The organism is Litoreibacter sp. JB4-2 (assembly GCF_055693445.1).
Map to the genome: position 1 here is coordinate 1,492,515 of NZ_CM146334.1, position 15,902 is coordinate 1,508,416.

Consider the following 15,902-nt stretch of genomic DNA (forward strand, 5'->3'; position numbering starts at 1 on the left):
GCTAAATACCAAACTGGGGAGATTCCAATGAAACGCAGATCACTACTCGCAGCCGGCGCCGCCGCACTGGCCCTGACCGCTGGCGGCGCATTCGCCGACGGCCACGCCAAAACCAAGGTTGGCTTCATCTATGTCGGCCCCATCGGCGACGGCGGCTGGACCTATGAGCATGACAAAGGCCGTTTGGCCGTTGAAGCCGAATACGGCGCCAAGGTCGAAACCGTTTACCAGGAAAACGTGCCAGAAGGCGCAGATGCCGAACGTGCAATCACCCAAATGGCCCTGCAAGGCGCCGACATCATCTTCACCACCTCCTTTGGCTACATGGACCCGACCAACGCGGTCGCCGCCAAATTCCCGGATGTGAAATTCGAACATGCCACGGGCTACAAGCGCGAGCACCCGAACGTGTCGACCTACTCGGCCCGCTTCTATGAGGGCCGCGCCATTCAAGGCCACATCGCGGGCAAGATGACCAAGACCAACAAGATCGGCTACATCGCCTCCTTCCCGATCCCAGAGGTTATTCGCGGCATTAACTCCGCCTATATCCACGCCAAGAAGGTTAACCCGGATGTCGAGTTCAATATCATCTGGGCCTACACATGGTTCGACCCGGCCAAAGAAGCCGACGCCGCAACTGCGCTGATCGAACAAGGCGCCGACGTGATCCTGCAACACACGGATTCCACCGCGCCTCAAGCCGCCGCGCAAAAAGCGGAAGGCGTGATCACCTTTGGTCAGGCTTCCGATATGGGCGAATACGCCCCGCTGCCGCGCGTGTCTTCCATCATTGATGACTGGGCGCCTTACTACATCGCCCGCGTGGGCGCGGTGATGGACGGCACTTGGGAAAGCATGGACACATGGGACGGTATCGGCCCAGGCATGGTCGCGATTGGCGAAATCTCGGACGCTGTGCCTGCCGATGTGAAGGCTGAAGCACTGGCCATGAAAGACGCATTGGCAGACGGCTCCTACCACGCCTTTACCGGCCCGTTGAACAAGCAAGACGGCACCCCCTGGTTGGCAGAGGGTGAGACCGCAAGCGACGGCGATCTGGCCGGCATGGGATTCTATGTCGAAGGCCTGACAGCCGAAATCCCGAACTGATCCGAGGTTCATAGACACAACAAAAGGCCCGCATCTCACGCGGGCCTTTTTTGTTTTGGACAGCTTTTGCTTTGCACAGACCTCCAAGCAGGCACCGCACCCTCCCCCTTCATTGTTTCAAAAATATTCCGGTGGGGTCTGGGGAGGCAGAGCCTCCCCAGCGTCGCGACGCGGCAAAGCCGCGGCGCAAAACCTTACTCATTGCCTACCTAAATCTCCAGGATCTCTCCGAACTGACAGTTCAGCACCTCACAAATTTTCACCAAAGTCGCAAAGCGGATACCGCGCTCGGAGCCGGTCTTGCGAAGGCATGGGTTTTTCACTTAGTGCCAATCGGCTCGGCCAACATCCATCCGACCAGATAGAAACCGCCCTTACAAACAATCTTGGCTGACTTTTACGCCCCCCCACGCTCGCAGCTGCGCCCTTGCAGGGCTCGCACGACTGGGCAGCTTGCGCATTACCCGTCAGCACTAACCTTCGCCAAGCACCATCAGGGCCATGGTGCGGGTAGTTTCGATCCGCGTCATGAAGGCCTCCCGACTTGGCGCACCGTATTTGGCATTCACGAAGCTCCAGTACAGATTGGCCGCGAAGGCGTAGCGGTCCAGCCCCGGCCCTTCAAACACCGCATATCCTGCCAAACGTTCCGCGATGGCTGCAATCGAGTCCTCCGCAAAGAGCTGCAGCTCCTCGTTGGCGACGCGGTGCAGCCGGTCAATCATCTCGCCCGGGTCCGAAAAATCTGAAGCCTGATCAAACCACGCAATCGGGACGATACGCAAAAACGTATCGAGATAGTCTTCAAAGCTGTCAGCAGCCGCCCATCCCGCCTTCAATGCACCACGCAGCGCGGCCACATGCATCTGCACCAAAGCCAGAAAGATGGCGTCCTTGCTGTCAAAGCGGTTGTAGACGGTTTGACGCGCAACACCTGCCTCACGCGCGATGTCGTTCATGGTGGTCTTCTCGAAACCATGATCTGCGAAAAGCTTATTCGCAGCGTGCAGGATCAGGTCTTCTTTGGTGCTGCGCATAGTAGTTTCGACTTGCTATTCAGTTTATTTTGGACATTATGTACCCATAGGTCTATTTTGTCCAAAATCTTCGTCATTCCATCCCCAGCATACCCGCCCGGAGGCCTCCATGAAGTTAAATGTCAACGGCCAACAAAAGCAAATAGATGTCGACCCCGACATGCCACTTCTGTGGGTTTTGCGCGACGAGCTGAACATCACCGGCCCCAAATATGGCTGCGGCATCGCCCAATGCGGTGCGTGCACCGTGCATGTTGACGGGTTGGCAGTGCGCAGCTGTCAGTTGGCCGTCGGCAGTATGGAAGACGGCGCGGAGGTCACCACAATCGAAGGGTTGGGCCAGCCCGGCGCATTGCACGCGGTGCAGCAGGCCTGGGTCGAACATCAGGTCGCGCAATGTGGCTACTGCCAATCGGGGCAAATCATGCAGGCGGCAAACCTGCTTGATCTGAATGATGACCCCGACGATGCCACAATCGACGCGGTCATGAGCGGCAATCTATGCCGCTGCGGCACATACCCACGTATTCGGGCAGCGATACACAGCGCCGCCGCCAAATTGCGGGAGGCTTGATCATGGGCGCTGCAAAAACAATCGCCCGTCGCGGCTTTCTGATCGGTTCTGCCGCGATTTTCGGGGGCGTCGCGTTCGGCACCTATATGGCAGCCCGACCAGCCGCAAACCCACTTCTGGACGATCTGGCGGAGGGTGAGGCCGCCTTCAACCCGTATGTTAAAATTTCGTCCGACGGCATCATCCTGATCACGCCGCGTGCCGATAGCGGGCAAGGCGCTTATTCGATACAGGCCAACCTGATCGCCGAGGAGCTCGATATTGACCCGTCGCAGGCTGTGATCACGCCGGGCACACCCGGTCCCGCCTATTACAACGGCGCCGTTCTTGGTGAAGGTGTTCCGATCCCGGCCTATGTGGACACCCCCATGGCCGAAACCGCGCGGGCGTTCATGTCGGTGCCCGCAAAACTTTTCAGCATGCAAATGACCGGCGGCTCCTCAACGGTGCCCGACCAATTCACCAAACTGCGTCTCGCAGGTGCTGTCGCGCGCGAAACCTTGAAAGAGGCCGCAGCACAGCGCCTTGGCGTTCCGCGCGGCGATCTCAGCACCGAAAATGGCACCGTCCGCACCCCGGATGGCAGCACCATCGCCTATACCGATCTGGCGGCTGACGCCGCGCGCCTTGACCCGATTGCCCTTTCGGAAACGGACCTGCGCCCATCCTCGCAATGGCGCCGATTGGGCAAACCGGTCCAAAGGACCGATATGGTCGCTAAATCCACCGGCACTGAGGTCTACGGCATCGACCTGGTCATGGACGGCATGCGCTATGCCGCAATCTGCGCCAACCCCGGCATCGGCGGCGCGCTCGAAAGCTACGACGCCTCCGTGGCCGAAACCATGCGCGGCGTTGAAAAGATCGTCGAGGTCAAATCCGGCAACCCTGGCGTCGCCGTGATCGCAAGCAATAGCTGGTACGCGTTCCAAGCCGTCGACGCGATTGATTGCGTTTGGGGCACGCCCGACTATCCGGCCAGCTCAGATGAGATGTGGGCATTGCTTTCAGAAAGCGTCGACACCGAGGCCAATTTCGACCACCGGCAACGCGATGAGGGCGACGTTGACGCAGCCCTTGCCGAAGGCGGCGCATTTGAGGCCGAATACCGCGTGCCCTTCCTTGCGCATGCCCCGCTGGAGCCGATGAACGCTGTCGTAAAGGTCGACGCGACCCGCGTAGACATCTGGACCGGCACCCAAATCCCGCTTTTCATCCGCGACCGCGCGGCCCAGATCACGGGCGTCGACGCCGCGGATGTACATATCCATGTCGAACCCATGGGCGGCAGCTTCGGGCACCGTCTTGAGATGACCCATGTCGAGCAGGCCATCGAAGTCGCGCAAGCCATGCCCGGCACCCCGATCAAGCTCACCTGGTCGCGCGAAGAAGACATGACCCATGACTACCCCCGCCCTGCCGCGCTGATGCGCGGGCGCGGGACGGTCAAAGACGGGCAGGTTGAAACCTTCGATATCTCTGTCGCGCAACAGGGCCTTGCTGGCCCTTGGATGGGGCGGCTTACCGGTCTGGTGCTACCAGGACCCGATGCGACAATCACAACGGGCTCCTGGGACCAACCCTTTGCGATCCCAAATTACCGGGTCACGGGCTACCGCGCGCCCAATCTGGTGCCGGTGTCGTCCTGGCGGTCTGTCGGGGCTTCCAGCAACGGGTTCTTCCACGACACGTTTCTGGATGAGCTGATCCATGAGGCGGGCGCCGACCCGCTGGAAGAACGCATCCGGCTATGCCTGCACGATGAAAGCCGCAAAGTGATGGAAGCTGTCGGCGAGATGTCCGGCTGGGACGGGCCAGATATGGGCCCGGGTCGCGGACGTGGTGTGTCGTTTACAATGTCATTTGGCGTGCCCTGCGCACAGGTGATCGAGGTCACCCAGACCGAAGCGGGCCTCCGGCTCGACAAGGCTTATATCGCGGCCGACGTTGGCACCATTTTGGACCCGGTCAATCTGGAAGCGCAGCTTTTTGGCGGCATGATATTCGGGCTGGGCCATGCCATGAACGCAGAGCTGACATATGAAGATTACCAGCCCACACAAAACAATTACCACGCCTATGAAGGGTTGCGGCTGTACCAAACCCCGGTTTTTGAGCTGAAGGTATTGGAGAATGCAAAGCGCATTCGCGGCATCGGGGAACCGGCGGTCCCGCCCGCAGCGGCTGCTTTGGGCAATGCGATATTTGCCGCGACCGGCACACGGCTGCGCGAAATGCCGTTCAACAAATTCGTCGACTTCGTCTAGGGGCTGCGTGATGAAAACTCTTTCCCTAGCAGCAATCTGCATCAGCCTTGCCGCACCCGTCTGGGCGGCGGAGGGCACTGTTGACATCTCCCCGCCCGACAGCGCGACCCGGGCCGAGGGGCTGGATGCGTTCGCGCGCATCTTTGAGGTCACGTCGCATCCGCGCTGCTCCAACTGCCATGTCGGCGCCGATAACCGTCCGATGTGGTCGGGGCCGTCCTATGGCAAAACCCGACCGCATGGCATGCATATCAACGCGGGCGAAAGCCGTATCGGGGCTGAAACCTTGCTCTGTTCTACCTGCCACGCCTATCGCGACACAACCAATGACGCGCCCCATGCCGCCCCGCAGGTGGCCGCCGATTGGCAACTTGCCCCGGTGGAGGCAGAGTGGTTCGGCAAGGACGCCGCCTATATCTGCCAACAGCTGCGCGACCCTGAACGCAACGGCGACCGCGACTTGCTTGAGCTGGCCAGCCACCTTGATCATGATGTCATTCTGCATTGGGCGTGGAACCCCGGCGGCACCCGTGAACCCGCCCCCTACAGCCTGCAAGAGCACGTCAATGACCTGCTAATTTGGGGCGTCGCCGGCTTCCCTTGCGCCGCCGACCCGAGCGAATAGGAGCCCGCCCATGATTGATGTCCAAGGCCCATTCCGCGCCGCCGCCCTGTTTGTCGCTATCAGCGCTTTGCTCCATATTGCGGCACCTGTGGCCGCAGGTTTTGCAGCCGGGACGACTATTCTGATCCCGGTCGGGCTGCTTTACCTCGCGATCACATATGGGCTGCTGCGCAGTTGGCGTTGGTTGGCTTATCTCAGCTTCGTGCTGCTGATGATCGGCAGTTGCTTTGCCATTGCGCAAATATGGAACCCGAACCAGGTGTTCGGATTGGTCATGGCGGGTATCGCCGTGGCGGATTGGCTGGCCGTGGCCGCGCTCTTCGCAGTTTTGTGGCACAACCAACCCGCCCCGGCGGAGTAGCAGACCCTAGGCCTGCAAATCAGGCGTCTTCGCGCCCGGATCGTCGCTAAGCTTGTCGAGCATATTGATCGAGATATGCGGCCATTCGATTTTGCCCGGCAACCCGTCGCGGCGCGGCGCGAAGAAGTCGAGCATAACCGTTTGTGTATAGAGCAGGCGCAGCTTCGGCAGACCTTTGCGGTCGCCCTCGGTCTCTTTCTCCTTCATCTCCTGAACCCAGAAGGTCGAGCTCATGCTGGCCGCATCGGCCTGCTTTTCGATGAATGGAATATTGGAGACGCCCCCGCGCTCAATGGTGCTGTCCACGGTTAGTTGCGTGGTGCTGGCCACGTCTGATCCATCGCCATGACCAAACCGCAAGATTGCGTTCATATCGGCAGGGCTGAAGCCTGGGAAACCCGGAACACTGGTGGGCACATTCCCGAAAAACGGATTGTCAATGTAGTGACGGTAGGGGGCCATATAGGGATCGCTGTCGAATTCATCCGTCAACCGCCCAATCGCCACACCGGGCGTCACGGGGATCGCGCCATTGAGCGGGAAGATCTCTTTGGCGCCGCCCTCGTAATGGTCGCTGGTCCCCATCGCTAAAACCGAATTGCCATGCGGGACATTGGCCAGCCGCGCAATGTCGATATTGTCGGTCTTTTGGTTAGTCATGTTCAGCCAGAGGCCGGGCTCATGGTGAATACCCAGCCCCGCGCCACCCGCCAGATCTGGCGTCGTCTTTGGAAAATCATCAGCAACGTCTTGTGCGACGGTCTGCTCATAATCAAGGGTGACGACAAACTGCGTCGCGTCGTTAATGCCACCCGGACCGAATGAGACACCGCGGTTGGGCACTTTCGTATCAACGGTCGTGAACTTCAGGTTCTCGCTATATTGGTTCATCAAAACGCGGAATGGTGCAGGCGAGCTGCCATTCGTCAGCGAAGGCGCCACTGGTAGCGCGATCATGTTCCAGCCGCGCCCCCGGCTGTGCCAAAGACCTGGCAAATTGCGCAGCGGGCCAAGCACCTCCATTCCGGTTGAGGCCGGGCCAATATAGCGTTTTTCAGCAGACATATCTCGGGATTGGTCGTGAAGAGCCATTGGTAATCTCCAAACAATTCATAATAAAAATAGTCGTCTTCAAATAAGATCTGATTAGCGGATCTCACAGCAAAAATCAAAATCGGCCCCGCGCGAATGGCTGATTTAACCCAAAAATGACTGCGATTTAACGGATCTTTGACTTTAAGCTGAGCGTCGATTGGAAGGATTTGGCGACCGGCAGGCCCGACCTAGCCACCCGCAGCCTCAACATAACGCACGGTCAATAGCCCGCGTTCGCGTTTCCAATCGAACACTTCTTGCCGGGGGGTCCAGTTGTAGCGCGTATCATCGCGCACGCCGTCCCAGAATAATACCCCGCCCTTGCGCCACGGGTCCAGCACGATGCCGTCATACATGCCCGCGCCCTTCGCGCTTATGATGGCGGTGGAATGTTCCAGCTTCCAATTGTCGAAATTGGCAATGGCGCGATGCATTTGAAGGGTCTCAAAACCTTCGGCTTTCAGGCGTGTCTCCATATCCTCAGCCCAATGCCAGCACAGCCCGCGTGGCTTGGTGCCGCGATTGACCTTGATGTTGTGGATGATCGGGCCATCCACAATTTCATAGTCGCGCGCCAGTTGCGCGGTGTGGCGGTAGGCGATCTGGGCCGCGCGTTGCGCCTCACCGGGATCAACACCGGCGCCCAAAGCCAGAATTGCGGCCCCAAGCGCGCGCTCGTTTTGTAGCTGCGCCTTTTGGGCAGCACCATCATCGCGCGGCGTGCCGCCGCAGGCCGCGACCAACAGCATGAAAGACAACGCAAAGATGTGACGAATAGCGCGGCGCATAGTGGTCGGTCCCCTGTTCCCTAATTCAGCGTTACAACGCGCCCCGCCACCTGTCGAGCAGCGCGGACGATCACGCCGCCGTGGGTGCAGACGCGCCACAGGTCGCGCGCCGCAATTCAGGGCTTTTCGCCGCCTCAAAGCTCTGCCACCATCGCCCCCATGACACAGCTTTTCACGCGCTCCGGCAGCCCCGCTTCGCCCTATTGTTTCGGCACTATGCAATATGGCAGCAATGCCGATGAGGCCGCGTCGCAAGCGCTTTACGATGCGTCCCGCGCGGCGGGCATCAATTTCTTCGACACTGCCTATGTCTATAATGGCGGCGTGTCTGAGCAGTTTCTGGGCAAACAGGCAGCCCATGAGCTGGAGGATGTGATCATCGCAACGAAAGTCGCGCAGGATCAGCCCTCATCCGCCGCTGTCGTTCAATCCAGCCTCGCCACCAGTCTGGATCGGCTGCAAATGGACAGCGTCGATCTGCTTTACCTGCACCGGTTCGACGACGACACGCCGCTTGAGAGCAGCATGGAAGGCTTCGCCACGCTGAAGCAGCAAGGCAAAATCCGCTACATTGGCGTGTCAAATTTCGCCGCCTGGCAAGTGGTGAAAGCCTGTCAGGTCGCCGCCACGTTCGATCTGAAAATCGACGTGCTGCAACCGATGTACAACCTCGTCAAACGTCAGGCTGAGGTGGAGATTATTCCCGCCTGCGTCGATCAGGACGTGGCCGTCGTGCCGTATTCCCCATTGGGCGGTGGTCTTTTGACGGGCAAATACGCGGGCGGTGCCGGCGGGCGGCTAAAGGATGTCGACATGTACACCAACCGCTACGATGTGGCCTGGATGCATGAAACGGCCGCCGCTTTGCCAGAATTGGCCCAAAAATATGGGACCAGTGCAGCCACGCTGGCCGTCGCATGGGTTGCGCATAACCCCGGCATCACCGCGCCGATCATCTCGGCCCGCTCGGTCGAGCAACTTAAACCGTCGCTTGGTGCGTTGGACTTCGCCATGACGGATGAGATCTACGCAGCGATGTCCGCGCTCAGCCAAACCCCGCCACCGGCCACCGACCGGCTTGAAGAGGTGTGATTGATTTTCTGGTCATAGGCGGCGGGATAGCGGGCATTTCGGCAGCGGCGCGGCTGTCGCAGCTAGGCTCCGTCACTGTGTTGGAGGCCGAAACGGCGCTGGGCTATCATGCCACGGGCCGCTCCGCCGCGATCTTTCTGCGCGACTATGGCAACGACGTGGTGCGCGCGCTGAATTATGCCTCAACCGATTACCTTCAAAGAGCAGGGTTGCTCACGCCCCGCGCGATGATGCTGGTGGCCGGGCACAACAAACGCGCGCTGTTTGAGACGGAATTTCCAAGCTTCAATATGGAGCAGATCTCAATTGCGGATGCGCAGGCGCGTTTCCCGATCCTAAACACCGAAACCGTTGGCTTCGCCGCGTATCGAGAAGACATTTACGACCTCGACACCGATCTGATGCTGCAAGGGTTTGTCAAAGACGCGCGCGCCAACGGCGCAAAGATCGTCACGAACGCCAAGGTGGAACACATCACGCGGACGGCGCAATCTTGGGTCGTCAAAACGCGTGACCAAACCTTCACCGCGGCACGACTGGTCAACGCCGCCGGGGCATGGGCGGATCAGGTCGCGGAATTGGCCGGGATCAGACCCATCGGACTGCAACCATACCGCAGATCCTTCGCGCAGCTCGCCGCGCCCGGTGGGCATGATATGACGGGTTGGCCCTTCTTGGATGCAGTCGGCGAAGCCTGGTACGCCAAACCTTCCGCCGGGAAAATGCTGGTCTCCCCGTCTGAGGAGGATCCGATGGACCCGCATGACGCCTATGCCGATGATATGGTTTTGGCCGAAGGCTTGGCGCGCTACGAGGCGATGGTGACCGAACCCGTCACGCGGCCCGAAACCACTTGGGCGGGGCTGCGCAGCTTTGCGCCAGACCGGGCATTGGTCATCGGGCCCGACCCGTTGGTTCCCGACTTTCTGTGGTTTGCCGGGCAAGGCGGCTACGGATTTCAAACCGCGCCTGCCGCAAGCCAGCTTCTGGCGGATATTTCCGACGGGACCGCATCCCAGTTCGATGACAGCATCAAATTTGCACTGACCCCTGCCCGCTTTTCGTAAGCGCATTGTTTTAGCGCTCAATGCTGCTTAATTGGGCAGGAATGACGCTTGAACCTGATATGACCCCGGCCGAGCAGCGCAGAGCGCGCATTCGTGCGCGATTTGAACGCCAGTTTCGCGCGATTGAAATGCAGCTCCCTTGGCTCAAGCGACCGCTCACAGCCGTCCGGGCGCGGGGCTGGTGGATCATACGGCTGCCACTGGCATTGCTGTTCATCACCGGCGGGCTGCTGTCATTTCTACCGATACTGGGCCTTTGGATGCTGCCTTTGGGGCTGCTTTTGCTTGCCGTGGACCTGCCCCTTTTGCGCGCGCCGCTATCTGCCGCGATGATCAGGGGGCGCCGCCGGATCGATGTTTGGCGGCACAAACGCGGGAAAAAGAAGAAGCGTTAGCCGTCCAGCCGAATGGCCGCGTTCTTGGGATCATATGGGCTGTCTTCAACGACTTCCGCGTCCCACAATTCGCGCAGCATCCGCACTTTCAGCTTGGTGCCCGGCTTGGCGAGCGCGGGCGGAACATAGCCCATACCGATGCTCTTTCCAAAAGCCACCGAATAGCCACCCGATGTCAGACGACCCACTTTCGTGTCGCCATCATAAAGCGCCTCGCGCCCCCACGGATCGGCGTCGGCAGGTCCGTCAATCAGAAGCGTCACGCATTGCGCGCGGATGCCCAGAGCCTGCATTGCTTCCTTGCCATGGAAGTCTTTTTCAAGGTCAACGAACCGGGGCAGATCAGCTTCAAGCGGGGTTGCGTCGCGGCCAAGCTCGGTGCCGAAGGCGCGGTATGACTTCTCCTGACGCAGCCAGTTTTGCGCCCGCGCGCCAACAAGCTTCATGCCATGCGGCTCCCCTGCTTTTTCGAGTAGATCGAACAGGTAGTTCTGCATCTCAATCGGGTGGTGCAGTTCCCAGCCGAGCTCACCCGTATAGGCCACGCGGATGGCGTTGACGGGGCACATACCAAGCTCAATTCGCTTCGCCGACAACCAGGGGAAGCGTTTGTTCGACAGGGCGGTGTCTGGGTCAGCATCCTTGATGATTGACTGCAAAACGTCGCGCGACTTGGGGCCGGCAATTGCGAAGACACCCCATTGGGTTGTGACCTCTTCTTCGTTGATCCGCCCGAATTTTGGCTCTTTGTCCTCGATCGCTTTGTACAGGTAATCCTGATCATAAGCCGTCCACGCACCTGCGGAGACGAGGTAATAGTCGTTCTCACCATTGCGCACGATCGTGTATTCGGTCCGCGTTGTCCCCGCCGCCGTCAGCGCGTAGGTCAGGTTGATGCGGCCCACGCGCGGCAGTTTGTTGGTGGTGAACCAGTCCAGAAACGCGGTCGCGCCGGGGCCGGTGATGCGATGTTTGGTGAAGGCTGTGGCGTCGATCAGGCCGACGCCTTCGCGGATCGCTTTTGCTTCTTCAACCGCGTATTGCCACCAACCGCCACGGCGAAAGGACCGGCTGTCATGATCGCTGAACCCTTCGGGCGCGTAGTAGTTCGGGCGCTCCCAACCGTTTACCTGACCAAACTGCGCACCACGCGCGGCCTGACGGTCATAGGCAGGCGATGTGCGCAAAGGCCGCGCTGCCGGGCGTTCCTCGTCGGGGTGATGCAGGATGTAGACGTGGTCGTAGCACTCTTCATTCTTGCGCGCCGCATATTCCGTCGTCATCCAACTGCCGTAGCGTTTCGGATCGAGGGAGGCCATGTCGATCTCCGCCTCGCCTTCGACCATCATTTGCGCCAGATAATGCCCGGTGCCACCGGCGGCGGTGATCCCGAAGGAGAACCCTTCCGCCAGCCACATATTGCGCAAGCCCGGCGCGGGACCGACAAGCGGGTTGCCGTCAGGCGTGTAGCAAATCGGGCCGTTGAAATCATCTTTAAGACCGCAGGTTTCGCAGGACGGGATGCGGTGGATCATCGCCATATATTGCGCCTCGATCCGTTCCAGATCGAGCTGGAAGAGATCGGCCCGGAAACTGTCAGGTACGCCGTATTCAAACCGCGCAGGCGCGTTTTTTTCATAAACGCCAAGAATCCAGCCGCCACGTTCCTCGCGCACATAGCTTTGGGCATCGGCATCGCGGATCACTGGGTGTTCAGGGTTGTTCTTGCGCCATTCCACCAGCGCCGGGTCCTGCTCCATTACGATGAACTGGTGCTCGACGGGGATGGCCGGGATTTTGATTTTCAGCAGCTCTGCGGTGCGCTGCGCGTGGTTGCCAGTGGCGGTGACAACGTGTTCTGCGGTGATCACGGTTTGCTCGTCCGACGGCACCAGATTGCCGCCCTTCTCCACCATTTTGGTGACGGTGACGCGCCATTCAGAGCCGGTCCACTCGTATCCGTCGACCTGCCATTTCCGCTCAATAACGGCCCCGTGCTGACGCGCGCCCTTGGCCATGGCCATGGTGACATCAGCGGGGTTAATGTAGCCGTCGGTCGGGTGATAAATCGCGCCTTCCAGATCCTCGGTGCGGATCAGCGGCCAGCGGTCTTTGATTTCCTTGGCGGTGAGCCATTCATACGGTACGCCCACCGATTCAGCCGTCGCCCCATAGAGCGCATATTCGTCCATCCGCTCTTTGGTTTGGGCCATGCGCAGGTTGCCGCAGATCGAAAAGCCCGCGTTCAGACCGGTTTCTTCTTCGAGCGTTTTGTAAAACTTGATCGAATAGTCATGAATATGCGTCGTAGCATAGCTCATGTTGAAGTACGGAAGCAGCCCAGCGGCATGCCATGTTGAGCCAGAGGTCAGCTCGTCGCGTTCCAACAACATCGTGTCCCAGCCCGCCTTGGCCAGATGATACGCGATGGAGGTTCCGACGGCACCGCCACCAACAACCAGAGCTTTAACGTGAGTTTTCATGGCAATATGTCCCTGAACCTGTCCTTTCCTCTCTTGGCCTATTTTGGCAAAGCGAAACGGGAATGGCCCGACATATTCGGTAAAATTGCGACATCACTTGTCGCCAAGTATCAGATTAGCTGCGTTATTGCGCGACGAAGCGACAGCGTTTGAAGCCCTGATGCGTGCGGCACTCCATTTTCTGGGAACCGTCCGACTCCTCAGCTTCGGGTTGCTCGTCAGCGATCAAGAAGCTGGCTATGCTGGCAAGCAGCGAGCCGCTTTCGTTTGATTGTTGCCCCAAGGCAGGTGGCGCCATGTCAACAACTGGTGGCTGTGTTTGCAGAAGTGATGGTTTGGCCGTCGCACCGGGGTCCCCGGTAAACCCATCGGCCTTCACAGTGGCCCCCGTACTGTCTTGCAGGTGGCTTACACCCATCGCGCCGCCCATCAGCACGATGCCCAGAACAAGTGGAATTATCAAAAACTTGCCGGCCATAAATGGTCCCTTCAACCCTAATACGAGGTCAAAATAGCAACTAATTGGGGCAGTTTTAGGACGTCATTGCGCGCGGCTGCGTCAACTTATTCGTCTTCTTCGGGTGGCATGAAGCAGTGCTTGGCGCCTTTGCGGATATGGCATACCAGCCTGCGCGGGGCTTCCACTTCGACCTCTGGCTCGGGCTTTGCGCCAAAAAACTCTTTCAGGCGGTCGGTGAACGACGGCGCACTGACAAGGGCCGCATCAACCGTTTCCAGTACTGGCTGCTCTGCGCCCTCAAGATCTGAAGCAACAGGAAATCCGAACTTTTCTTTCGAATAGGCGGCAAAGCTCAGCACGGGTTGGCCACTTGCCTGCGCCTCAATCTGCTGACGTTGGAACTGCATATAAAATGCGCCGCCCATCACGACAGCACCCATTGGCACCACGAAAGCAAGGTTGATCAAAATGCGACGCATCATGTTTAATTCCTTCACACGTTGCCAAGGTGGCAGCAGATTTAGGCAAATTTGCGTCATTTTCAAAAAAAGATGGCCGGGGCAAACCTGTGTGTGCCTTTCACGGCACTGCGCGCGGGGTAAGGTCGTGCAGGGCTTTGAGGAGTCTCGGCAATGATTTACGCTTCCGCGATCTGCCACATCTGCCGCTGGGGACATCAATGAATTTTTCGAAGACACGTAAATTGGCGCTATCCGCTTGCCTCTGTCTTGGCGCCGTGCAAGCCCACGCCGCACAGTGCGGCAACACATCAAGCGGGTTTGAAGCATGGAAGGGGCAATTCGCCCAGGAAGCGGCTGCCGCCGGGGTCAAACAAGCGGGGCTGAACGCCCTCGCGCGCGCGCAATACTCGCGCAGCACCATCGCTGCGGACCGCAACCAGAAGGGCGTGAAATACACGCTCGACCGGTTCATTAAAATCCGGCTGGGATCTGTCAACGGGTTTGCCGCGCAAGCCCGCAAACGCAAGGCGCGCGACGCCGCGTTTTACCAGTCATTGGAAGCAAAATACGGCGTGCCAGCCGGAATCTTGCTGGCGATCCACGGCATGGAAACCGGTTTCGGGCGCAACATGGGCAACACGCCGGTCGTCGATTCCATCCTGACCGTGGCCTATGACTGCCGCCGCAGCGATTTCTTCACCCCGCACGCGATTGCCGCCCTGAGCATGGTCGACAAGGGCACTCTGTCACCCGGCCAACGGGGTGCCGCGCATGGCGAGCTGGGCCATACCCAGTTCCTCCCCGGCAACGCCGTGCGCTACGGGGTTGATGCGACGGGCGACGGGCGGGCCGATTTCTACAATCTGGCGGATTCACTCGCCTCGACCGCGAATTTCCTGCGTGCCAAAGGCTGGCAGCCCGGGCAGCCCTATCAGGAAGGCACTGCCAATTTCCGCGTGTTGAACGACTGGAACGCGGCGACGGTGTATCAGCAGGCAATCGCATTGTCGGCGGCAGCAATTGATCGCTAGCGGCTCCGGCGCGCTGAATTAAAGCATGCCCGGCACGACCTGATCGGGCGGGCGATGTCCGTCCTGAAAGGTCTTGATGTTGAGAAGGACCTTCTCGCCCATCTCGACCCGGCCTTCTTCGGTGGCCGACCCCATATGCGGCAGCGCGACAACATTGGCCAAATCGCGCAAACGCGGGTTGATTTCATTGCCATGCTCAAACACATCCAGCCCGGCGCCCGCCAACTCACCCGCGCGCAACATCCGCGTCATGGCATTCTCGTCAATAACCTCCCCACGGGAGGTGTTGACCACCACGGCGCTTGGTTTCATCAACTTCAAGCGGCGTGCGTTCAGCAAATGGTAGGTTGAAGGCGTGTGCGGGCAGTTGACCGACACGATGTCCATGCGCGCCAGCATCTGATCCAGGCTTTCCCAATAGGTGGCTTCCAGCTCTTCGGCGATACCGTCATGGACCGGGGTGCGGTTGTGGTAATGCACCTGCATGCCAAAAACCTTGGCGCGGCGGGCGACGGCCTGACCGATGCGTCCCATGCCCAAAATGCCCAAACGCCGCCCGGCGATGCGCCCGCCCATCATCGCCGTTGGCGACCAGCCTTCCCAATCGCCCGATTGCATCAGCTGCAAACCCTCGGGGATGCGCCGTGTTACGGCCAGTATCAATGCAACGGTCATATCTGCCGTGTCATCGGTGGTCGCACCCGGCGTGTGCGACACCAGGATGCCGCGCAGCCGGGCCGTGGCGACGTCGATATGGTCGACCCCCGCGCCGTAATTGGCGATCAGCTTTAGCTTGTCGCCGGCTTGCCCAAGCAGCCCCGCATCGATCTTGTCGGTGATCGTTGGCACCAACACATCGGCCTGTTGCATGGCGTCTGCCAGCTCTGCTCGGCTCATGGCGGTATCATCTTCGCGCAGGCGCAGGTCAAACAGCTCACTCATCCGGGTCTCAACGGCGTTGGGCAACCGTCGCGTGACAACAACACTCAGCTTCTGTCTGGGCATGGCGCTTCCTTGCGGGGTAGATTTCCTGCCCCCATGATGACAAGATCA

The 15,902-nt window shown here is 59.6% G+C and carries 17 protein-coding genes; 9 read left to right on the forward strand and 8 right to left on the reverse strand.

The window, feature by feature from the left end; translation table 11 throughout:
* The first annotated feature begins 27 nt into the window (after positions 1-27).
* The gene (locus tag ACZ1G7_RS07450) at positions 28-1,113 is read left to right on the forward strand and encodes a BMP family ABC transporter substrate-binding protein (RefSeq protein WP_472663184.1); all 1,086 of its coding nucleotides are present in this window, start codon (positions 28-30) and stop codon (positions 1,111-1,113) included.
* Between the two features lie 209 nt (positions 1,114-1,322).
* Here the strand turns inward: ACZ1G7_RS07450 and ACZ1G7_RS07455 are convergent, their stop codons facing one another.
* The gene (locus ACZ1G7_RS07455; RefSeq protein ID WP_472663185.1) at positions 1,323-1,436 is read right to left on the reverse strand and encodes a helix-turn-helix domain-containing protein; all 114 of its coding nucleotides are present in this window, start codon (positions 1,434-1,436) and stop codon (positions 1,323-1,325) included.
* 150 nt (positions 1,437-1,586) lie between these two features.
* On the reverse strand, positions 1,587-2,150 hold the full coding sequence (locus ACZ1G7_RS07460; protein WP_472663186.1) for a TetR/AcrR family transcriptional regulator: 564 nt from the start codon (positions 2,148-2,150) through the stop codon (positions 1,587-1,589).
* A 109-nt stretch (positions 2,151-2,259) separates the two neighbouring features.
* On the opposite strand from ACZ1G7_RS07460, the gene ACZ1G7_RS07465 reads away from it, so the two are divergent.
* From ACZ1G7_RS07465 to ACZ1G7_RS07480, 4 genes are read left to right on the forward strand one after another with little or no spacing between them, the layout of a single operon-like run.
* Positions 2,260-2,724 carry a (2Fe-2S)-binding protein gene (locus ACZ1G7_RS07465; RefSeq protein WP_472663187.1) on the forward strand — a complete coding sequence of 155 codons (465 nt, stop codon included), beginning with the start codon at positions 2,260-2,262 and terminating at the stop codon, positions 2,722-2,724.
* 2 nt (positions 2,725-2,726) lie between these two features.
* Positions 2,727-4,991 (forward strand): xanthine dehydrogenase family protein molybdopterin-binding subunit, encoded by a 2,265-nt coding sequence (locus ACZ1G7_RS07470; RefSeq protein ID WP_472663188.1) that lies wholly within the window; start codon positions 2,727-2,729, stop codon positions 4,989-4,991.
* A gap of 10 nt (positions 4,992-5,001) precedes the next feature.
* Positions 5,002-5,616: a hypothetical protein gene (locus ACZ1G7_RS07475; protein WP_472663189.1), complete on the forward strand. Its 615-nt coding sequence runs from the start codon at positions 5,002-5,004 to the stop codon at positions 5,614-5,616.
* Positions 5,617-5,626: 10 nt separating this feature from the next.
* Complete coding sequence (locus ACZ1G7_RS07480) at positions 5,627-5,977, forward strand: hypothetical protein (RefSeq protein WP_472663190.1); 351 nt, start codon at positions 5,627-5,629, stop codon at positions 5,975-5,977.
* A 6-nt stretch (positions 5,978-5,983) separates the two neighbouring features.
* Here the strand turns inward: ACZ1G7_RS07480 and ACZ1G7_RS07485 are convergent, their stop codons facing one another.
* Complete coding sequence (locus ACZ1G7_RS07485) at positions 5,984-7,069, reverse strand: heme-binding protein (protein ID WP_472663191.1); 1,086 nt, start codon at positions 7,067-7,069, stop codon at positions 5,984-5,986.
* 191 nt (positions 7,070-7,260) lie between these two features.
* Complete coding sequence (locus ACZ1G7_RS07490; protein ID WP_472663192.1) at positions 7,261-7,860, reverse strand: LptM family lipoprotein; 600 nt, start codon at positions 7,858-7,860, stop codon at positions 7,261-7,263.
* 159 nt (positions 7,861-8,019) lie between these two features.
* On the opposite strand from ACZ1G7_RS07490, the gene ACZ1G7_RS07495 reads away from it, so the two are divergent.
* From ACZ1G7_RS07495 to ACZ1G7_RS07505, 3 genes are read left to right on the forward strand one after another with little or no spacing between them, the layout of a single operon-like run.
* A complete protein-coding gene (locus tag ACZ1G7_RS07495; RefSeq protein WP_472663193.1) occupies positions 8,020-8,952 on the forward strand; it encodes an aldo/keto reductase in 933 nt (310 codons plus the stop codon).
* Entirely contained in the window at positions 8,949-10,019 is a 1,071-nt protein-coding gene (locus ACZ1G7_RS07500) for an NAD(P)/FAD-dependent oxidoreductase (RefSeq protein WP_472663194.1), read from the forward strand. Before ACZ1G7_RS07495 ends, ACZ1G7_RS07500 begins: the two co-directional genes overlap by 4 nt.
* 41 nt (positions 10,020-10,060) lie before the next feature.
* Positions 10,061-10,414: a hypothetical protein gene (locus tag ACZ1G7_RS07505; RefSeq protein ID WP_472663195.1), complete on the forward strand. Its 354-nt coding sequence runs from the start codon at positions 10,061-10,063 to the stop codon at positions 10,412-10,414.
* Here ACZ1G7_RS07505 and ACZ1G7_RS07510 read toward each other — a convergent pair.
* The 3 genes from ACZ1G7_RS07510 to ACZ1G7_RS07520 form a co-directional block, all read right to left on the reverse strand.
* Positions 10,411-12,897 (reverse strand): GcvT family protein, encoded by a 2,487-nt coding sequence (locus tag ACZ1G7_RS07510; protein WP_472663196.1) that lies wholly within the window; start codon positions 12,895-12,897, stop codon positions 10,411-10,413. The genes ACZ1G7_RS07505 and ACZ1G7_RS07510 overlap by 4 nt on opposite strands.
* Before the next feature lie 124 nt (positions 12,898-13,021).
* Entirely contained in the window at positions 13,022-13,375 is a 354-nt protein-coding gene (locus tag ACZ1G7_RS07515) for a hypothetical protein (RefSeq protein ID WP_472663197.1), read from the reverse strand.
* A gap of 86 nt (positions 13,376-13,461) precedes the next feature.
* Positions 13,462-13,839, reverse strand: coding sequence for a hypothetical protein (locus ACZ1G7_RS07520; RefSeq protein WP_472663198.1), 378 nt, complete (start codon positions 13,837-13,839; stop codon positions 13,462-13,464).
* A 197-nt stretch (positions 13,840-14,036) separates the two neighbouring features.
* Between ACZ1G7_RS07520 and ACZ1G7_RS07525 the strand changes: the two genes are divergently transcribed.
* The gene (locus ACZ1G7_RS07525) at positions 14,037-14,849 is read left to right on the forward strand and encodes a lytic murein transglycosylase (protein ID WP_472663199.1); all 813 of its coding nucleotides are present in this window, start codon (positions 14,037-14,039) and stop codon (positions 14,847-14,849) included.
* Between the two features lie 18 nt (positions 14,850-14,867).
* Here the strand turns inward: ACZ1G7_RS07525 and ACZ1G7_RS07530 are convergent, their stop codons facing one another.
* Positions 14,868-15,854, reverse strand: a complete 987-nt coding sequence (locus ACZ1G7_RS07530; RefSeq protein WP_472663200.1) for a 2-hydroxyacid dehydrogenase — start codon at positions 15,852-15,854, stop codon at positions 14,868-14,870.
* Positions 15,855-15,902: the final 48 nt, after the last annotated feature.

Coding starts and splice junctions, on each gene's coding strand:
- ACZ1G7_RS07450 (WP_472663184.1), top strand. CDS start 28: ATGAAACGCAGATCACTACTCGCAGCCGGCGCCGCCGCACTGGCCCTG.
- ACZ1G7_RS07460 (WP_472663186.1), bottom strand. CDS start 2,150: ATGCGCAGCACCAAAGAAGACCTGATCCTGCACGCTGCGAATAAGCTT.
- ACZ1G7_RS07465 (WP_472663187.1), top strand. CDS start 2,260: ATGAAGTTAAATGTCAACGGCCAACAAAAGCAAATAGATGTCGACCCC.
- ACZ1G7_RS07470 (WP_472663188.1), top strand. CDS start 2,727: ATGGGCGCTGCAAAAACAATCGCCCGTCGCGGCTTTCTGATCGGTTCT.
- ACZ1G7_RS07475 (WP_472663189.1), top strand. CDS start 5,002: ATGAAAACTCTTTCCCTAGCAGCAATCTGCATCAGCCTTGCCGCACCC.
- ACZ1G7_RS07480 (WP_472663190.1), top strand. CDS start 5,627: ATGATTGATGTCCAAGGCCCATTCCGCGCCGCCGCCCTGTTTGTCGCT.
- ACZ1G7_RS07485 (WP_472663191.1), bottom strand. CDS start 7,069: ATGGCTCTTCACGACCAATCCCGAGATATGTCTGCTGAAAAACGCTAT.
- ACZ1G7_RS07490 (WP_472663192.1), bottom strand. CDS start 7,860: ATGCGCCGCGCTATTCGTCACATCTTTGCGTTGTCTTTCATGCTGTTG.
- ACZ1G7_RS07495 (WP_472663193.1), top strand. CDS start 8,020: ATGACACAGCTTTTCACGCGCTCCGGCAGCCCCGCTTCGCCCTATTGT.
- ACZ1G7_RS07505 (WP_472663195.1), top strand. CDS start 10,061: ATGACGCTTGAACCTGATATGACCCCGGCCGAGCAGCGCAGAGCGCGC.
- ACZ1G7_RS07510 (WP_472663196.1), bottom strand. CDS start 12,897: ATGAAAACTCACGTTAAAGCTCTGGTTGTTGGTGGCGGTGCCGTCGGA.
- ACZ1G7_RS07515 (WP_472663197.1), bottom strand. CDS start 13,375: ATGGCCGGCAAGTTTTTGATAATTCCACTTGTTCTGGGCATCGTGCTG.
- ACZ1G7_RS07520 (WP_472663198.1), bottom strand. CDS start 13,839: ATGATGCGTCGCATTTTGATCAACCTTGCTTTCGTGGTGCCAATGGGT.
- ACZ1G7_RS07525 (WP_472663199.1), top strand. CDS start 14,037: ATGAATTTTTCGAAGACACGTAAATTGGCGCTATCCGCTTGCCTCTGT.
- ACZ1G7_RS07530 (WP_472663200.1), bottom strand. CDS start 15,854: ATGCCCAGACAGAAGCTGAGTGTTGTTGTCACGCGACGGTTGCCCAAC.